Origin of the sequence: Streptomyces sp. NPDC101181 (assembly GCF_044767975.1) — a bacterium.
Taxonomy (GTDB): Bacteria; Actinomycetota; Actinomycetes; order Streptomycetales; family Streptomycetaceae; genus Streptomyces.
On record NZ_JBIWOX010000012.1, the window covers coordinates 23,754 to 39,678 of the forward strand.

A 15,925-nucleotide genomic window follows, 5' to 3' on the forward strand; every position below is an offset into this window, starting at 1 on the left:
AAAGAGAAGAGAGGGATCGGGCCGCCGTCAGGCATGGTTCGCCGTCCGGCGTAGGACCGCGCGGATGACGTCGACGGTCCGCTCGGGCTGTTCGAGGTGGAGGCTGTGCGAGGTGCCCGGCCAGCGGGTCACCGGTACGCCCAGCGCGGCGGCTACTCGGGCGTGGGCGGCCCGGGCTACGTCGCCGATCCTGCCCGGCTGGTGGTCGGCGCTGACGATCGCGGCGGGAACACCCCGGGGCAGATCCGCCGGGCGGAATCCCTCCGCCAGTGCGGCAAGTCCCTCCAGGGCACGCGCCAGCTCGCGCACATCGATGTCGGTGCTCCATTCCAGTGCGTCCGCGACAGAGCCCCGCAGTCCGCGTTTCGCGATCTCCCGCTCGGCCGTGGCGCGCATCACGTGCCGGATGAGCCGGCGGACAGGAGGGACGCGTGCGGCCCTGGCCAGCCCGGCGTATCTGCGCTCCAGCAGACGGGCCAGGCCCACATCGCCGCAAGGCACGGGGTCCAGGAGCACCAGCCCCGCCACGTCCTCGGGGAAGTCCCGCGCGAAAAGCAGGGCGACGTCACCGCCGAGGCTCTGCCCGACCACGACCACGGGGCCCATGCCGAGCCTGTGCACGAGAGCGTGCAGGTGCCCGCTCACGCCTGCGAGCGTTCCCGGCACCGTGGACCTGCCGGTGCCCGGCCTGTCATGAACGATCACCCTCGCCCCCGGGTCCGCGACGAGCGCCTCGGCATAGCCCGGGTAGAAGCCGTGACAGCTCACGTGCCCTCCGGGCAGCAGCAGAACAGGGGGGCCGGAGCTTCCGTGGATCTCGATGTGTTCGCTCATGGGGCTGCCTGTCGCCTTCCGTGAAGCGTGTGACGGATCCGCGTCCGGCATCGCTGTCTTGCTGACCGCCGGACGAGACTGCGCGATGATGGTCATCAATCCATCTCAGGATTGTGGAACAATATGGGAGGGTGGGAGTGAACGCAAGCATCCGCCAGAATTCCGGTGCTGCTGCCGAGCGCGTTGCCGCCGTACTGCGCGACGAGTTGCTCGACGGCGCGCATCCGGTCGGTACACGGTTCCGCGAAGAGAGCCTCGCCCAGCGGTTCGACGTCGCCAGGCACACCGTGCGGGCGGCGCTGCGCCTGCTGGTGGAGTCGCGGCTCGTCACGCATGAGCGTCATCGCGGTGTCTGCGTGGCACCGCTCAGCAGACAGCGCATCGACGAGGTCTTCGACTACCGCAAGGTGCTCGAACTCGGCGCGCTCCGCCTGGCCCAGGCAGGCGGAGCGGACCTCGCGGAGGTCGAGACCGCCGTGGAGAACCTCGAACTGCTCGCCACGCGCGAAGAACCGCTCGCCTGGCGGGAGCTCACCATGGCCCACGGCGCGATCCACGAACGCATCGTCGCCGCGTCCGGCAATCCACTGCTCATGGACAGCTACCGGCGCTGCGAGGACGAACTGAGGCTGCTGCTGACCTTCGTCCGCCCCGATTTCGACGCCGCCACGATGGCAGCCGTCCACCGAACCCTTCTGCGAAGCCTCCGAGAAGGTGGCGAGACCGCCGTGGACGCGCTCGCTGAGGACATCGATCAGACGGGCCGCGCGGCACTGCTCCACAGCCTCACCCGCACCGAGACCGCGGCCCGTCTCCTCGGCCACTGAAGCGGAACTGATGCCGCCACGCCAGCGCCGGGAGGGGGGCGCACAGATCCAGGCCGCCCAGGGTGCCGGGAATCGACGCCAGGGATCCGTCCTCTGCCATCTTCTCGGGCTGCCCCGGTCCTGGCGTCGCGGCCCCCCGTCATGGACCGCCGCCCACTTCGCGTTCGCTCCCGCTTTCGACCTCGCTGCGCGGAAGCGGGGCCCCGCACGCAGAACTGGCGTGAATCGGACCCTTTTCCTGCGTGCGGACCGGGCACAGCCGTGGGGAGCATCACCGTGGCCACCGAACTTGCCGCGCAGATCGGCGGACAGTGGAACAACCTCACCTCCTGCGGTTCGGACGCCACACAACCGCACTGCCACTACGGGCCAGGTCTGCGGTCACCATCTTCAAGATGATCAAAAGCTTCGGCCGCTTGCACGCTTCATTCGGGCGGCAGTCCAGGCCTGCGGTGCCGTGGGTACCACTCGGCGGATGCTTGCCGCGGATCGCCGCCGGCTATGAGACAGGCGAAGCGAGCCGAGCCCGCGGGAGCATCTACCCGCGGTAGCTGCCGGGGGTGCGGCCCATGACACGGGTGAACGTGTCGATGAAGGCGCTGGGGGTGGCCCAGCCGCACCTGTGTGCCGCCTGGGTCACGGTGGCTCCCTCGCTCAGTTCGATCATCGCCTGGAAGATCCGGGCGTTGGTGCGCCACTGGGGATAGGTTCCGCCGAACTCCGCGCGGAAGAGCCGTCCCAGCTGCCGCTCGCCCACGCCGACGCGTCCGGCGAGCCAGGTGAGGGTCCGCGGCTGGGACAGATCCTGCAGTACGAGGCGGCATGCGGCGGCCAGGCGGGGGTCGCGGGCCGTGGGAAGCTGCAGGCCGGTGATATCCGCACGCAGCAGCCGGTCGTTGATCACACCGAGCAACCGGCGCCGCTCGGCAGGTGCGAGGCCGGGCTCGGTGCAGGCGATCAGCAGTTCGCGCAGGAGTGGGCCCACGGCGATGACCATCGGCGTCGTGCAGGGGAGCGTCGTCCGCCCGGCGGGGAACATCAGGGTGTGCACCGTCGTATGTCCGTGGACACCGTGTTCGTGCCAGGTGCGCGCGGGAATCCACACCGCGCGCTGTGCGCCGGCCACCCAGGCGCCGTGATCAGTGCGTACGGCCAGGATGCCGTCACTGACGTACACCAGCTGGTGTTCTTCGTGCCGGTGTCGTGCGATGTACTCGCCTGGCAGGTGACCGTGTCGGATATACGACATCACCCGTCAGAATATCGGAAGCCGTCATCGGGGCGGGCGGTCGATGGTGGATCTTGTGAGCCATCCCCCGCAGGTACCCCTTCCGCCAGCAGGTTCCGAGCCTGTGTCCTCCGTCTCCGCCGCCGACGCCTCGCACGGGGCGGATCCCGGCGACACGCCTCCGCGCGGCCGTACCCGTCCCGTCGGCCGTATCAGGACCCGGCTGTCGCGCAGCGTGGCGGACACCCGGCCACTGTCCGTACCAGCCTTCCGTCGCACCTTCGTCGGGCAGAGCGTGTCCGTGATCGGCCTCATGGCTTCCTCGGTCGCCGTCCCCGTCGAGTTGTACGCGCTGACGCACTCCTCCGCGGTGGTGGGCGTCAGCGGACTCGCCGCGCTGCTGCCGACCGTGGTCTTCGGCCTGTACGGCGGAGCGGTCGCCGACGCGGTGGATCGCCGGAAGCTGTATCTCGCATCGTGCTGGCTCACCTGGATCGTTTCTCTGGCCTTGATGCTGCAGAGCCTGCTCCACGTGCGGTCGCCCGCACTGATCCTCGTCCTGGTAGCTGTCCAGTCCGGCGGGTTCGCCGTCTCCTCAGCGGTCCGCGGCGCCATCGTGCCCCGGCTGGTGCCCGCAGACCAGATCTCCGCCGCGAACGGTCTCCTCTACAGCGTCGGCAACCTCGGACAAGTACTCGGCCCACTCCTCGCCGGGGTGCTGCTCGCCCTTCCCGGTGGGTTCGCCCTCATCTACGGCGCCGACGCCATGCTTTTCACCCTCGCCCTCTACGCGGCCTTCCGCCTGCCCCACCTCCCCTCCCCCTCCGGCGGTTCCGCCGGCCTGCCCGGCCTGCGCTCGGTGGCGGACGGCCTGCTGTTCATCACCCGCCATCCCGTGCTGCTCATGTCCTTCTTCGTCGACGTCGCCGCCATGGTGCTGGCCGCTCCCGAAGCCCTCTTCCCTCAAGCCGCGGCCGAACGGTTCCACGGCGGTGTGGGCCCGCTGTACTCCGCGATCGCGGCCGGAGCGCTTGCCGCCGGACTCTTCAGCGGCTGGATCGGCCGTGTCCGCCGCCAAGGCGTCGCCCTGACCGCGGCCGTGATCGTGTGGGCCACGGCCATCGCCGCCGCCGGACTCACCCGCACCCTGTGGGCCGCGATCGCCCTGCTGGTCCTCGCCGGCGCCGCGGACCTCGTCAGCGCCGTCTACCGGCAGACCATCCTCCAGTCCTACGTGCCCGACCACCTCCGCGGCCGCCTCCAGGGCGTCCACACGGTCGTCGTCGCGGGCGGGCCGAGACTGGGTGACCTGCGTGCCGGGACAATGGCCGCCGTCGTTCCCCTCACCCTCGCCTGGTCGGCCTCCGCCTTCGTCTGCGGCGCCCTCGTCCTCGCAGCCGCCCTGGCCGTACGCCCGTTCTGGCGCTACCGGGCAAAGACTGCCGGCTGATTCGGCCCGTCGAACGAAGCGGAGACCTGGTCATGCGAACAGAACCGGCGCTCGCCCCGCCTCCTGCCCGCACCTCTGCGCAGCCAGGCTGATGCCCCCGCGCCTTGCCCGTTCACGCGGGCCCGGCGATGGGACAAAGCGGAACACCGGTCAGCAGGAGCCCGACGGGACGACGTACGGGTATAGGTGATGTCCGGCACGGACGATCGCTTGCCGTCTGCTTGCCCTACCGCGCTCGCCGTGCGGAAGCGGGGCCCCACAAGCAGATCCGGGGTGAATCGTTCCGTTCCCTCGCGCCGGTCCGGGCGCAGCCGTCTGCGGGGACAGCAGCATCATTGAGGCGGCGTAACCCCCGTCAGCCCGACGGCCGGAGTCGCGGTACGCACTTTCGTGCGCGATCTGCGGCACCGGGGTCGACAGGCCACGGCCGGTCTGACTACCTGTCGGCGTCCTGCGGTGCGCAGCTTGCGTCTCGGGCTGGGAGCTTGACGCTGCTCAGGTACTGGTCAACCGTGCGGTCGATGCATGCGTTGCCGTACTGCCCGTAAAGGCGTTGTCCTCCTCCTGGCCGCGCAGGAGTGGGCGTCGCAGGCGGGAGCACCACCGAGCGGCTGGAGGCCGCGCTGCCCGCACTGGCGGTGGTCGCGGGGACGGCGCTCGCCGGTTCATTGCTTCGGTCGGCGTCAACGGCGGCGGCCGGGACGCTGGAGCCCAAGGTCCAGCGGGTGGCGACCGAGCGGTACCTCGCCCTGGTGCACCGGGTGGAGCTGTCGACGATCGAGGACGACGAGTTCCACCGGCTCCTGGACGGGGCCAGGTCCGGGCCCTGGCCGCGACCGGCCAGACCGTCGTCCTGATCACCCACCGCCTGCACTCCGAACAGCACGCCGACCTGATCGATGGCCTCAAGGACGGGCAGGTCGCCGAATCCGGGACGTTCGAGGAACTCATGCACTCAGACACCGGCAACGGCACCTTCCGCAAGCCCTACCTGCTGCAGTCCAAGGCCTACGACGTGCCCGCCCAACGTGCCGTCGGTTCTCCAGCCGAGAGCAGGATGAGCGGCACCTGACCTCTACGGCGCGCCGCGCGGGCGGGCGCGCCGACAAGGTCCAGCTGTGGTGCGCCGCTCGTCAAGAGCGCTCGACGGATGGCGTTTCGGCCACGCCGTCCTGTCACCCTTTCCATGCGGGGCCTGGGTCGGTGCATCACGCACTCGCCGTGCCGCCCGCAGTCATGCGGAAGTCAGCTCGTCTCAAACACGTGAGTTCGAAAAGTGCGGCGCTCTCGTTGCCTTCCCGACAGCCTGCATTCGACGATCCAAGGGGACCTGAAGCCGTGGCCGATGTCCGTAGAAGTATGTCCGTCGCCCCGCCTCCCCCGCCGCCGGCGGAGATCACTTACAGCGGCCAGTACTCCGTCAACCCGCTTGCCCAGGTGTCATTCCGGCGGATGTGTGCGCAGATCCCGGCCGTGCTCGGGAGGATTGCCAGGCTGTCGTGGCGAACGGACAGGAGGGCCGTGCAACTCCTGGTCCTGTGTCAGGTCCTCACCGGCATCTCGGCGGCCGTGCTGCTGACCGCAACCGCCCAGGCAATGGGGCCCGTTCTCGGGCCCGGGCCCGTGTCCGAGCGGCTGCACAGTGCGCTGCCGGCTTTGCTGGTGGTGACGTCCGCGGCCGCTCTCGGCCGCGTCGCCAGTGCAGTGGCCACGTACGGGGAACGGCGGATCACTCCCCGCCTCACCTCGCAGATGGACAGCGCACTGGTGGAGGCGGTCTGCCGGGTCGAGGCCGCCGCGTGCGCGCAGGACGGGTTCTCCGACCGGCAGGAGGCGGCTGAGATGGGGGTGACCCGCACGCACGTGATGGTCACCGACGCCCAACGCTTCATGTCCGCACTGATCCGCATGGGCACCGCCGCCGGAGTCCTGTCGGTGCTCCACCCGCAAGTCATTGCTTAGTCACCGTGTCGCATTCACTCCGGCACACCTTCGGGTGATCCCTCGAAGTCTGTTGCATGAAGCTCGTGTCGAATACCTAGTCTCCGAGTCATGCACCTGATCAGCTTCTCCGCCGCGGGCTGGGAGTCCTGGGATGTGGACCAACAGCCTCTCATCCGCGACCAGATGCCTGTGCTAATCGACGACGATCTGATACTCGAGGACGCTCCCGGAATGCCCCGCCCGACGGTGTTCGTCAACCGGTGGCTGCGTGAGCTGCCACTGAACGGCTCCCCGGCCGTACGCACGTGGCAGAACAGCGCCAGCTGCCTCCGCGATTGGTTGACGTTCCTCGAGGCCCGCGGGGTCAGTCCCTTGAGCGACCGTACGGAACTGCGCGCCGCCTTGAGCATGTACGCCGAGTACAGACTGGGCGGCGAGTTGAAAAACCGCTGGGACCCCACCACATGGAACCTCAACATGGGTATTCTGTCTGGCTTTTACACGTGGGCACGGGACGAGGGCGTCGCTGCCGCTGTACCGTTCAACTATCGAGTGGGTCGGCGCATGGCGGATGGCGTTCTGGTCGAGGTGGAGCGGAACCTCTCCAAGCTGCGAACTCCGAGGCCGCACACGACGATCAAGTACCTGGAGCGGGACTTCGCGGAGCTGTTCGTGCGGGGCTTGGCAGGGCTCGGTCCGGACGGCGAGCCGGACCCTCGCTTCCGCGGCCGGGAGGGGGCCCGCAATGCGGCGATGGGCGGCCTCGTGTTGTCCAGTGGTCTGCGCCGGCAGGAGTTCACGCACCTGACGATCTACGAAGTGCCGCCGCTCCCGTCCCGTCCGCGCAAGCTGCCCGTGCTGTTTCCACTGAGCCATGCGATCACCAAGGGGCAGAAGGCCCGTACGTCATGGATCAGCTATGAGTCGCTCACCGACGTGCATCAGTACATCGAACTGGACCGGGCGGCGTCGGCGGATGGTTACCGATGGCGGCCACCGTCGAAGCTTGGTCAACCTCTGATCGTGGAGGAGCCCGACTGGGAAGGGGCGTTCCTCAACGGAGAACGGCGGTCGTGGCGAAAGTTGCGTCCCGCTGAGCGGCTCCGTCTGGTCACTCCGGAGGGCGGGTCGGCGCTGGTGGGCCTGCAGTCCTCGGGAAAGCCGTTCGTGGACTGGGCAACGGTCTTGCGTCGGACATCGGCCCGTATCCGCGAGCGGTTCGAGCCGCGGTTTCCGACCGTGGCACCGCACCGGTTACGTCATTCGATGGCGATGGCGACCCTGGAGTGGCTAGTCACAGGCTACTACCAGCGGGCGGCCGCACTCGCAGCAGGCACCGAGGATGACGCCGCGATGGCGCTGTATCTGACCCGGAACGATCCGATGCTGATCCTGCGGGACTTGCTCGGCCACCAGAGCGTCCTGTCGACAGAGCTCTACATCGCACGCTTGGACGTCACACGGATCTATCGCGACGCATACAAGGACACGAGCAGCGCGCCGGATCCGGGGGCCGCCGCCGAAGCCGCGGCCGAGTTCGACGACGAGGAGACCATCTGATGCCCGCATACGTGATCGACGAGCCGCTGGCCGTGCGCTTCGTCTTCCCCAACGGTCGCGAGTGGACATCCGTCCTCGACAATCTTCCTAATCCTGGACTGGCACGTGACCTCGCGCGAGGGCTTGCGGCCAACGCGCATCCGGACGGAGGCATCGGCGCGAAGACCACGGTCAAGGTGTACGCGGTGGCCCTGCGCAAGATGGTGCGTGCCTTGAGCGAGGCCGGGTTCACCGGGGCGGCCTCGGATCTGACGCGGGCCACTCTGGTCCGCTATTGGATGGCCAGCACCCATACCGGTGAGCGTGAGACCCGCATGCTCTTGAAGGGCTTCGACAGGGACACGGGATCCCTGCGTCCGGAAGTGCGCGCTTATCTCTCCGGCAACCAGATCCAGGCGCCACCCAGGAGGGATCCGTACAAGGCGTACACAGATGGCGAGTGGGAGCGGCTGGAGACGATCTGCCGAACGGTTGTGGACGACAGCTGGAGCCGGCACCGCCGCGCTCTGGAACTGGCTGCCCAGGGCGGGGAACCACCAACAGAGGGGGAGCACAACCCACAGGACATCGCCTGGCTGCTGCTGCGGGACGGCCCCTTCCCGGACCGGCCCGGGTACCGGGCACAAGCCCAAGCCCGGAGCACGAGGTCGCCGCAGTGGGACCTGCGCCGGGCCGTGCGGCAGGTGCGCGGCGATCTATTTCCGCACCCAGTCGTCCAAGTCGCCTACTCAGTCCTATTCGGTATGTACTGCGGAGTTGTGCCGGACGGGATCGATGATCTGAAACTGGACGGACTCGAGTGGACCGGCGACACCTCGATGCTGATCACGTATATCAAGGGCCGTACAGCGCGCGAGAGTTCGAATCTGCCAGCTCGGGCGGTGCGGCTCCTGCAGCGGTGGCTGGAGTACTCGGCCCCGCTGCGGAGTTTCGCCGACGACGAGATCCGACGGCAGCTGTGGATCTCGTACAGCCCGAGGTGGTTCACGGCGAGTGGTGGCTTCAGATTGGTCGTCGGTCCTCCGTCGGACACGGACCACCATCGGTATCTGGTGAAACAGATGGGCCTTGCGGACCATGCCGGAAAGCCGTTGGTGATCCATCGCGGCCGGATTCGTGCGACGTATCACGAGCGACTGGCGAGACGGGGGTGGACCGGACGGGCCACGATCGACCCGAACCACACCGCCCGCACCGAAGGTGATCACTACGTCACCCCGACCAGCCCCGCCCAACTCGACGCGGTGGAGTCGATCATCGAGGACGGTCAGGCCGACGTCCTGCGCAAAGCGCTGCCGCCGGTGGTGCTGTCGGCGGATCAGGCAGCGCGGTTCGCCCAGGACTTTCCTGACGAAGTGAAGCGGCTCGAGCTGGACGCCGTAGCCATCTCCGAGTTGGTCGGCGGCGAGCGTGATGTGTTCACTGCGGCGTGCGCCGATCAACTGGCCGGGGTTCACGGTCCGGCCGGGCAGCCGTGTCCGGCTCGGCCATGGGTGTGCCTGTTGTGCCCGCTGTCGGTGTTCCTGCCGCGTCATGCGGCAAACCTGCTGCGGTTGAACGCCTTCTTCGCACGGCAGTTCCGGCAGATACCCACGGAGAACTTCGTCCGGGTCTTCGGTCCGTACGCCGACCGTCTCGCAAACGAGATTCTGCCGAAGCTCTCCGAGGAGGCCAAGGTGAAAGCCGCACGTGAGGTGGCGGACGACGACACTGATCTCCCGCTCCGGCCCGAGGAGGGCACCCTGTGATGCGCCTCCCCGTATCCGCGACCTTCCCTCGTCACCGACGGTTGGCCTCGGTCTTCGCCCAGGTGGACGTGTGCGAGATCGCCGGGCTACGGCTGGCCGACGGTTCGGTGCGCCCGCGATTCGAGCAGGATCGCTGGGTGTTCTCCGGTCTCATGGACGCGCACCGGATGATGTCCGAGCGGGAGCAGATCTGGGACTTCACCGAAATCATCAATCCGCTTTGGCGGGTCGTGGCCAAGGAGATCCTGCTGGCGATGCTGGCTCCGCAGTACGCGGCAGTGCTGGAGTGTGCGCAGGCGCTGCGGGCGGTTCGCTCCCCTCGGACCCTCTACGGCTTTCTCGAGAAGTACATCGAGTGGTTCAACTGGCTTACAGAGAAAGGCATCACCAGCCTGAATGGCGTCTCGCAAGAACTGTGCGAGCGCTATTTGGAGGAACATTCGTGGAGTGTTCCCCGCCCGGGGCGGCCCCGACGACGTCTGGAGCCGTACTCGACCGTGGCGCACGTCAAGATCCTCAAGCTGATCGCCCAGTACGAAGAACTGCTGTCCAACGACAGCTACGAGGCGGGGTTCGTACCGTGGAAGGGGAAGACCGCCACCCAGGTCGTCGGCTACAAGTCGAAGGGGCCGAACCTGACGCCGCCCGTGCCCGACGCCATGCTGCAACCGCTGCTGGCCACCTGTCTGCACCTGGTCAACGAGGTGGGGCCACATCTCGCCGACCTGATGGAGACGGTGCGCGCCAGTAGAGCGGGCCTTCCGACATCGGGCGGCGTCACCCTGGCGCAGCTGCCCGTTCTGCGGCAGGTCCTGGAACGCATGCGAGCATCGGGAGAGCCCCTCCCGGCCGTCGATGACGTTCAGCTGCGCAAGCGGACCACGCTGGGAGAGGAAGGGCCGCTGAAGCATCTGGGGTGGGAAGCTCTCGCCCGCACCGTCGGCGTCCGCAGATTCGGGGATGACGCGCGGCAGTCTCTGATCCCGGAGTTGACCGTACTGGCCGCCGAGGTCGGTTTCCAGCCGCCGCTGGCCCGGCAGGCCGCACTCATCCCCCGTGTGGTCGACGGCGAGCTCGTCCCGTGGACACCGCCGCTGGCCGACGGTGACCTCTTCTTCATGGTCGATCATGCGGTGACGGCCTGTCTGGTGGTGACCTGTGCACTCAGCGGGATGCGGACCAGTGAACTGCTGGAGATCGAAGCAGGTTGCCGGCTCCCCGCCGTGCCGACGCCCGGAGGCGGCCAGCGGTTCCGGCTCGCCAGCCGCCTGATCAAGGGGCAGAAGTTCGGGGGTGTCCCCGACGAGTGGGTGGTCATCGAGCAGGTGGACTGCGCTGTGGCCCTTGCCGAACGGCTGGTGGACCGGCCAGCCGGTGAGGCTCTGTTCGGCACCATCGACCTGGCCGGCCGGTTGAAGAATCTGCGCGGCTGGCTGGAGCGGACCGGCAACCGGGAGCGATGGGGCCTGTCGGTCATTCCCCAAGGCCCGCTCAACGCCAGGATGTTGCGCCGGACACTGTCCCTGGCCATCGCGGAACGCCCCGGCGGCCTCCTCGCCGCGAAGGTCGCTCTCAAGCACATCTCCGTGGCCACCACGGAGGGCTACGCCGCTCGCCCAGGCGGCTCGCAGCGACTGTTCCATGCCGAGATCGAAGAAGCTGAGGAGGTCCATCACGTGCAACTGACGGTGGAGGCATTCCGGGATGTCCAGGCGGGACGGATGCCCGCCGGTCCCGGTGCGCGGAGCCTGATCGAGGCGTTCCACCACGTGGACGCTCAGTTGAAGGACGCGGCCTGCACGGACCCGAAGGTCCTCAAGGACGACCGTCACCTGGAGGGTCTCCTGCGCAAGCAGGCGAAGACACTTCACGTCGGGGCCGCCAACTTCTGCTGGTTCCGCGACCCGTCCAAGGCTCTTTGCCTGCGCCTGGCTGGCACGCCCAATGCCACGAAACCGCTGGTGGGGATGTGTGACTCAGCACGCTGCCCGCAGGCCACCCACCATCCCTGTCACCGTCCCGTGTGGGCCGGGCAGGCCACCGCCATTGACGTGTTCATCGAAAGCCCCCGGGTCGCCAAGGGCGAGAAGGTGCGGCTGATCCCCGAACGCGATCGCGCCCTGCGGGTCGTCGCCGAGATCGATGACGCCCAGGCGGCGCCTGCTGGAGAGGACTGAGATGGCGCGGCTCACCGAAGAGTCCAAGAACCGCAACGAAGCCGCGATCCGAGCCGCCATGGAACGCATCCTGAAGGGAGATCTTCCGCCCGGCGGCAAGGCCGACCTGAAGGCCCTCGCCAGCCTGGCCGGGGTCACCCGCACCGGTTTCTACCCCAAGAAGAACCGCGACGGAACCGCCAGGCCCGGCGCCTACCAGCACCTGGCAGAAGAGTTCGAGCGCAGGCTCGAAGAGCTTCGCGACGCCGGAGAGATCATCGATCCGCGGCTTGCGCAGATCGGACGCCTCAAGACTCAGAACGCCGAACTCAAAGAGCGCGTAGTCGCCCGCGACGAGAGAATCGCACAGCTCACCGAGTTCCAGACCCTGGCGATCTCGCGCCTCACTGCACAGCACGACGAAATCGAGCGTCTGCGTCGGCAGCTCACCGACAGCGGCACCGTACGACGGTTGCCAGGAGCCGCAGGCCCTATCGCACCGTTCGGTTCATGAAGCTAGAAGGTGAGCTGAGACCCACGGCGGTTCTGACTACTCCTCTTGCTGACGATGCGTTGGGACGGCCGGCAGCGGCCTGGTGCTGGAACGGTGCAACAAGCCGGGCCCGTGAGAGCCAGGACTGGGCTCTCACTCCGTCAGCGCCGGAATCCAGCATGAGCCGCACGCTGCTGAGGCTTCACTCCATCACCTGCCTCCACCGCGATGGTGAAACCGAACGGGCACGCCGCACCGGGACCGTCGCCCTCAAGTCGCGGCTACCTGCCTGCTCCATCGGCCTCACCAACGAACGCGGCATGGGCCTGCTCCACTCCCCCCCCTCACCACCACGAACCGGCCGTCCATGAAGTCCAGGCGGCCCTGGCATGAGACCCGCGCCTACATCCGCACCAGGCCCCCGCCGCTGAATCTGCCTCGGTCTGTGACGTTCCCGGGTGCATTGTCAGTGGTGCGGTGCAAGATGACCGCGTGACGGATACCTCTTCGGCACCAGAAGCCGAGCCACCCCCGAACCCCGACCACGCCTGGAAGGCCCTGGGCTTGGTCATCGACTGGATCAAGCACGCCGAGACCAAGGCTGGCGTAACCCTAGCGGCCACTGGAGTTACCGGCGGCGTCCTCTACAACCTTGTCAAGGATGCGGACATCCCTTCGACCTGGTTGATCGCCAGCGCCGCCCTCTGCGGGCTCACCGTCCTGGCGGCCGGACTCTGTGCCGGGCTGGTTCTCTGGCCCCGGCTAAAGATGAAGGAAGATCCCACCAGCCTCCTCTACTTCCACCACATCGCTCGCGGCCACGTCGCCAGCGGCACCTACACCACCTCCCTGGTCGCCCTGACCAAGGACATGGAAGCACTTGTCACCGAGATCGCCAGCCAGAGCTGGGCGAACTCCAAGGTCGCCCATGAGAAGTACATGTGGGGCGGCCGGGCGATCCGCCTGCTCCTGATCGCCCTTGTCATCCTCTCCGTGACCGCCGGCCTCCGCGTGGTCGACTAGCTAAGAAGGAACTTTGGACAGCAACTACAAGGCATACGACCACGTCGCAAGTGCGAGCCGGATCAAGGAGTACTTGACGGGTGCCCAGGGAAGCTACGAAGAAGTCAAGGAACTACCCGATCGGGACAAGCTAAATTTCTCGAACGGATTCTACGCAAACTGCTCGGCGATCTTCGTCGACATTCGCGGCTCTTCGCAACTCCCCAGTAAATACAAGCGACCCCGCCTGGCTCGGATCTACCGTTCGTACCTATCAGAGCTTGTCGCCATCTTCAACGGGAGCACTCTAACGCGAGAGATCAATATCGCGGGAGATGCGGCATGGGCTGTGGTGAACACGCCATCGAAGCCCAACATCGACACGGTCTTCGCGATGGGATACCAAGCGAATTCGATGGTCAGGCTCATGAACTACTACATGAAGAAGGCGGGCTTCGAGCACCCCATCAAGATCGGTGTCGGCATGTCGTATGGCCGAGCCCTCATGGTGAAGGCCGGGTACAACGGGAGCGGCATCAACGACGTCGTCTACATGGGTGACGTGGTCAACGAGGCGGCAAAGCTCGCCAACTACGGGGGGAGCAGCCCATTCATTCCCACACTCGTACTGTCGGAAGACTTTCACTTCAACCTCAAGGCGGAAAACCAAGCCTTCTGCAAGAAGGACTACGCCAACGGTCGCTACACGGCGGAAGTGGTCGGTAGCGCCATGGAGGACTGGTACCAGAAGAACTGCACCTAGCGGTTTGGGGAATCTGCAATTAGGGACTGCCGGCCGGGTCTCTCGCAGATAGCCACTCGCGAGAGACCCGGAACGACCGTGCGATGCAACCGAATTACCCTGTCTCGATTTCGCCGGTCGCCTGTGGCCAAGCAGCACCCCGCTGCTGCATGCCGGGGAGGGACTGGTGCTTGTCGTCCGTCACCCGGTGCTACCGGGGAGCCTCGGATGCGAAAGGTACGTGCCCATGCACCGCAGGAAGTCATACGATGGGAGGGCCGCCCCCAGATTGCGACACGACCTGCGGGGGACACGGTGTCTGCAACGACTAACCCGCTGCTGCTACCGCTGCTCCTGCTGGCCGTACTCCCGGCGGGCATCGGCGCCCTGCTGAACGCCCGGGTCGACTACGAGATCCACTACTCCAACATCAGCGACCGCAACGTGCGCGGCATGATGCGCTGGTGGGCAACCACATCGAAGTACGGCGACGAAGTCCGCGCCAACTCCATGACCGACTACCTCATCTACTGGTATCGGGCCCTGTCCGAGCGCTGCGACCGGCGCACCCTGGCCGCAGCCCCGCGGACCCTGCGCATCGCGCTGCTCTGCTCACTGGCCGGCGGCATCTTCCTCCTGACGACCTGGGGCGCCCTTGCGTGGCTCGTCGCCACGGGCCGAGTTGAGGCCGCCGTCGCGGCCACGGCCGTCATCGCCGTCCAGACCACGCTCGCCGCCCTGTCCCAGGTCGTGATCAACGGGGCGGCCGTCTTCCACACAAGCCTCTACCTCGGGGACATGCAGGCCTTCCTCGACGACGCCACCGCCCACGCACCGAAACGCGGCCTCCACCAGCTGGCCGCCCCGGTGGAGGAGATCAGGCTCGACGAGGTCGTCTACCAGTACCCCGGGAAGGACAAGCCCGCCGTCGACGGTGTCTCCCTGACTCTCAAGCGCGGCCAGATCCTCGCAATCGTCGGAGCGAACGGCTCGGGCAAGTCCACCCTGACCCGGCTGCTCACGGGGATCTACCTCCCCGACAAGGGCCGGACGACCTGGAACGGCACCGACCTCGCCGACGTCGATCCCGCTGATGTCTGGCGGTGCACCGGACTGGTGCCGCAGATCTTCGCCCAGTGGCCCCTGCGGGTGCGCGAGAACGTCACCCTCGGCCAGCCCCGCACCCACGACGACGGGCCGGTGTGGGAGGCCATCGACGCGGTCGGGCTCCGCGAAGCCATCGACGACCTCCCCTCCGGCCTAGACACCCTCCTCGCCCGGGACATCTTCGGCGGTTTCGAATTCTCCGGCGGGCAGTGGCAGCGCACGGCCGCCTCCAGAGCCCTGTACCGCAAGCCCGAACTGCTGATCCTGGACGAACCGACCTCGCAGATGGACCCGCGCGGCGAGCACCAGATCTTCGAGCAGATCAAGGCCATCGCCGCCGACCGGATCACTATCGTGGTCACCCACCGCCTGGAGAACACCAGGATCGCCGACCACATCATCGTGATGGAGCACGGCCGGATCACCGAACAGGGCCAGTACGACGACCTCTTCCACGGCGGCGGAACCTTCGCCGAGCTCCTGGCCCTCTCTCAGGACCGCTGAACTTACCGCCCCCGCTCGCCCCGGCGTACGTACGCCGGGACGAGCGCCGCCCCGCCCAGGAGGAATCGTGCTCGCCCTGCCGGTGGCGTACCGACGTCACGGTGCGAGGTTTTCATCCGGCGCCGATACCTCGGCGAGGCTACGCACACCCCTGAGCAGATCACGAGCGCGAGAAAAACACAGACGACGGCAGTGAGCACAGACTCAGTCCCTCCCGGCAAGCGTGCGGCGACGAGAAGCCGGTCGGTCGCCGCCCCGCGCCCCGTACGGTCCGCGATCATCCCTACCGGGGTCCCCGCGCCGGCCGAGCGCTCTGTCCTGACCCCGCGC

General features: G+C 67.5%; 13 protein-coding genes and 2 pseudogenes. 12 read left to right on the forward strand and 3 right to left on the reverse strand.

Annotated elements, in window-relative coordinates; all coding sequences use genetic code 11:
* Nucleotides 1-27 precede the first annotated feature (27 nt).
* Nucleotides 28-834 carry an alpha/beta fold hydrolase gene (locus ACIRRU_RS18810; RefSeq protein ID WP_403681719.1) on the reverse strand — a complete coding sequence of 269 codons (807 nt, stop codon included), beginning with the start codon at nucleotides 832-834 and terminating at the stop codon, nucleotides 28-30.
* 137 nt (nucleotides 835-971) lie between these two features.
* Between ACIRRU_RS18810 and ACIRRU_RS18815 the strand changes: the two genes are divergently transcribed.
* Nucleotides 972-1,661, forward strand: coding sequence for a GntR family transcriptional regulator (locus tag ACIRRU_RS18815; RefSeq protein WP_403681720.1), 690 nt, complete (start codon nucleotides 972-974; stop codon nucleotides 1,659-1,661).
* Nucleotides 1,662-2,199: 538 nt separating this feature from the next.
* On the opposite strand, the gene ACIRRU_RS18820 is transcribed toward ACIRRU_RS18815, so the two are convergent.
* Nucleotides 2,200-2,910 carry an AraC family transcriptional regulator gene (locus tag ACIRRU_RS18820; protein ID WP_403681722.1) on the reverse strand — a complete coding sequence of 237 codons (711 nt, stop codon included), beginning with the start codon at nucleotides 2,908-2,910 and terminating at the stop codon, nucleotides 2,200-2,202.
* A gap of 103 nt (nucleotides 2,911-3,013) precedes the next feature.
* Here ACIRRU_RS18820 and ACIRRU_RS18825 point away from each other — a divergent pair, with 103 nt between their 5' ends.
* Nucleotides 3,014-4,339 (forward strand): MFS transporter, encoded by a 1,326-nt coding sequence (locus tag ACIRRU_RS18825; RefSeq protein ID WP_403681724.1) that lies wholly within the window; start codon nucleotides 3,014-3,016, stop codon nucleotides 4,337-4,339.
* Nucleotides 4,340-4,775: 436 nt separating this feature from the next.
* Here the strand turns inward: ACIRRU_RS18825 and ACIRRU_RS18830 are convergent, their stop codons facing one another.
* Entirely contained in the window at nucleotides 4,776-4,943 is a 168-nt protein-coding gene (locus ACIRRU_RS18830) for an alpha/beta hydrolase (RefSeq protein ID WP_403682120.1), read from the reverse strand.
* On the opposite strand from ACIRRU_RS18830, the gene ACIRRU_RS18835 reads away from it, so the two are divergent.
* The 10 genes and pseudogenes from ACIRRU_RS18835 to ACIRRU_RS18880 form a co-directional block, all read left to right on the forward strand.
* Nucleotides 4,918-5,196 carry a hypothetical protein gene (locus ACIRRU_RS18835; protein WP_403682136.1) on the forward strand — a complete coding sequence of 93 codons (279 nt, stop codon included), beginning with the start codon at nucleotides 4,918-4,920 and terminating at the stop codon, nucleotides 5,194-5,196. The genes ACIRRU_RS18830 and ACIRRU_RS18835 overlap by 26 nt on opposite strands.
* A gap of 92 nt (nucleotides 5,197-5,288) precedes the next feature.
* Nucleotides 5,289-5,411, forward strand: coding sequence for a hypothetical protein (locus ACIRRU_RS18840; protein WP_403681725.1), 123 nt, complete (start codon nucleotides 5,289-5,291; stop codon nucleotides 5,409-5,411).
* Nucleotides 5,412-5,698: 287 nt separating this feature from the next.
* A pseudogene (locus tag ACIRRU_RS18845) lies at nucleotides 5,699-6,295 on the forward strand (ABC transporter ATP-binding protein); the annotation flags it as partial.
* 96 nt (nucleotides 6,296-6,391) lie between these two features.
* Nucleotides 6,392-7,843: a site-specific integrase gene (locus ACIRRU_RS18850; protein ID WP_403681726.1), complete on the forward strand. Its 1,452-nt coding sequence runs from the start codon at nucleotides 6,392-6,394 to the stop codon at nucleotides 7,841-7,843.
* Nucleotides 7,843-9,591, forward strand: coding sequence for a hypothetical protein (locus ACIRRU_RS18855; RefSeq protein ID WP_403681727.1), 1,749 nt, complete (start codon nucleotides 7,843-7,845; stop codon nucleotides 9,589-9,591). Before ACIRRU_RS18850 ends, ACIRRU_RS18855 begins: the two co-directional genes overlap by 1 nt.
* Nucleotides 9,588-11,768, forward strand: coding sequence for an integrase (locus tag ACIRRU_RS18860; RefSeq protein WP_403681729.1), 2,181 nt, complete (start codon nucleotides 9,588-9,590; stop codon nucleotides 11,766-11,768). Before ACIRRU_RS18855 ends, ACIRRU_RS18860 begins: the two co-directional genes overlap by 4 nt.
* A gap of 1 nt (nucleotide 11,769) precedes the next feature.
* Nucleotides 11,770-12,261 (forward strand): hypothetical protein, encoded by a 492-nt coding sequence (locus ACIRRU_RS18865; protein WP_403681732.1) that lies wholly within the window; start codon nucleotides 11,770-11,772, stop codon nucleotides 12,259-12,261.
* A 471-nt stretch (nucleotides 12,262-12,732) separates the two neighbouring features.
* Nucleotides 12,733-13,263: a Pycsar system effector family protein gene (locus tag ACIRRU_RS18870; protein ID WP_403681735.1), complete on the forward strand. Its 531-nt coding sequence runs from the start codon at nucleotides 12,733-12,735 to the stop codon at nucleotides 13,261-13,263.
* A 13-nt stretch (nucleotides 13,264-13,276) separates the two neighbouring features.
* A complete protein-coding gene (locus tag ACIRRU_RS18875; RefSeq protein ID WP_403681738.1) occupies nucleotides 13,277-14,005 on the forward strand; it encodes an adenylate/guanylate cyclase domain-containing protein in 729 nt (242 codons plus the stop codon).
* Between the two features lie 303 nt (nucleotides 14,006-14,308).
* Nucleotides 14,309-15,595: pseudogene (locus ACIRRU_RS18880) on the forward strand (ATP-binding cassette domain-containing protein); the annotation flags it as partial.
* Nucleotides 15,596-15,925: the final 330 nt, after the last annotated feature.

Coding starts and splice junctions, on each gene's coding strand:
- ACIRRU_RS18810 (WP_403681719.1), bottom strand. CDS start 834: ATGAGCGAACACATCGAGATCCACGGAAGCTCCGGCCCCCCTGTTCTG.
- ACIRRU_RS18820 (WP_403681722.1), bottom strand. CDS start 2,910: ATGTCGTATATCCGACACGGTCACCTGCCAGGCGAGTACATCGCACGA.
- ACIRRU_RS18840 (WP_403681725.1), top strand. CDS start 5,289: ATGCACTCAGACACCGGCAACGGCACCTTCCGCAAGCCCTACCTGCTG.
- ACIRRU_RS18850 (WP_403681726.1), top strand. CDS start 6,392: ATGCACCTGATCAGCTTCTCCGCCGCGGGCTGGGAGTCCTGGGATGTG.
- ACIRRU_RS18855 (WP_403681727.1), top strand. CDS start 7,843: ATGCCCGCATACGTGATCGACGAGCCGCTGGCCGTGCGCTTCGTCTTC.
- ACIRRU_RS18865 (WP_403681732.1), top strand. CDS start 11,770: ATGGCGCGGCTCACCGAAGAGTCCAAGAACCGCAACGAAGCCGCGATC.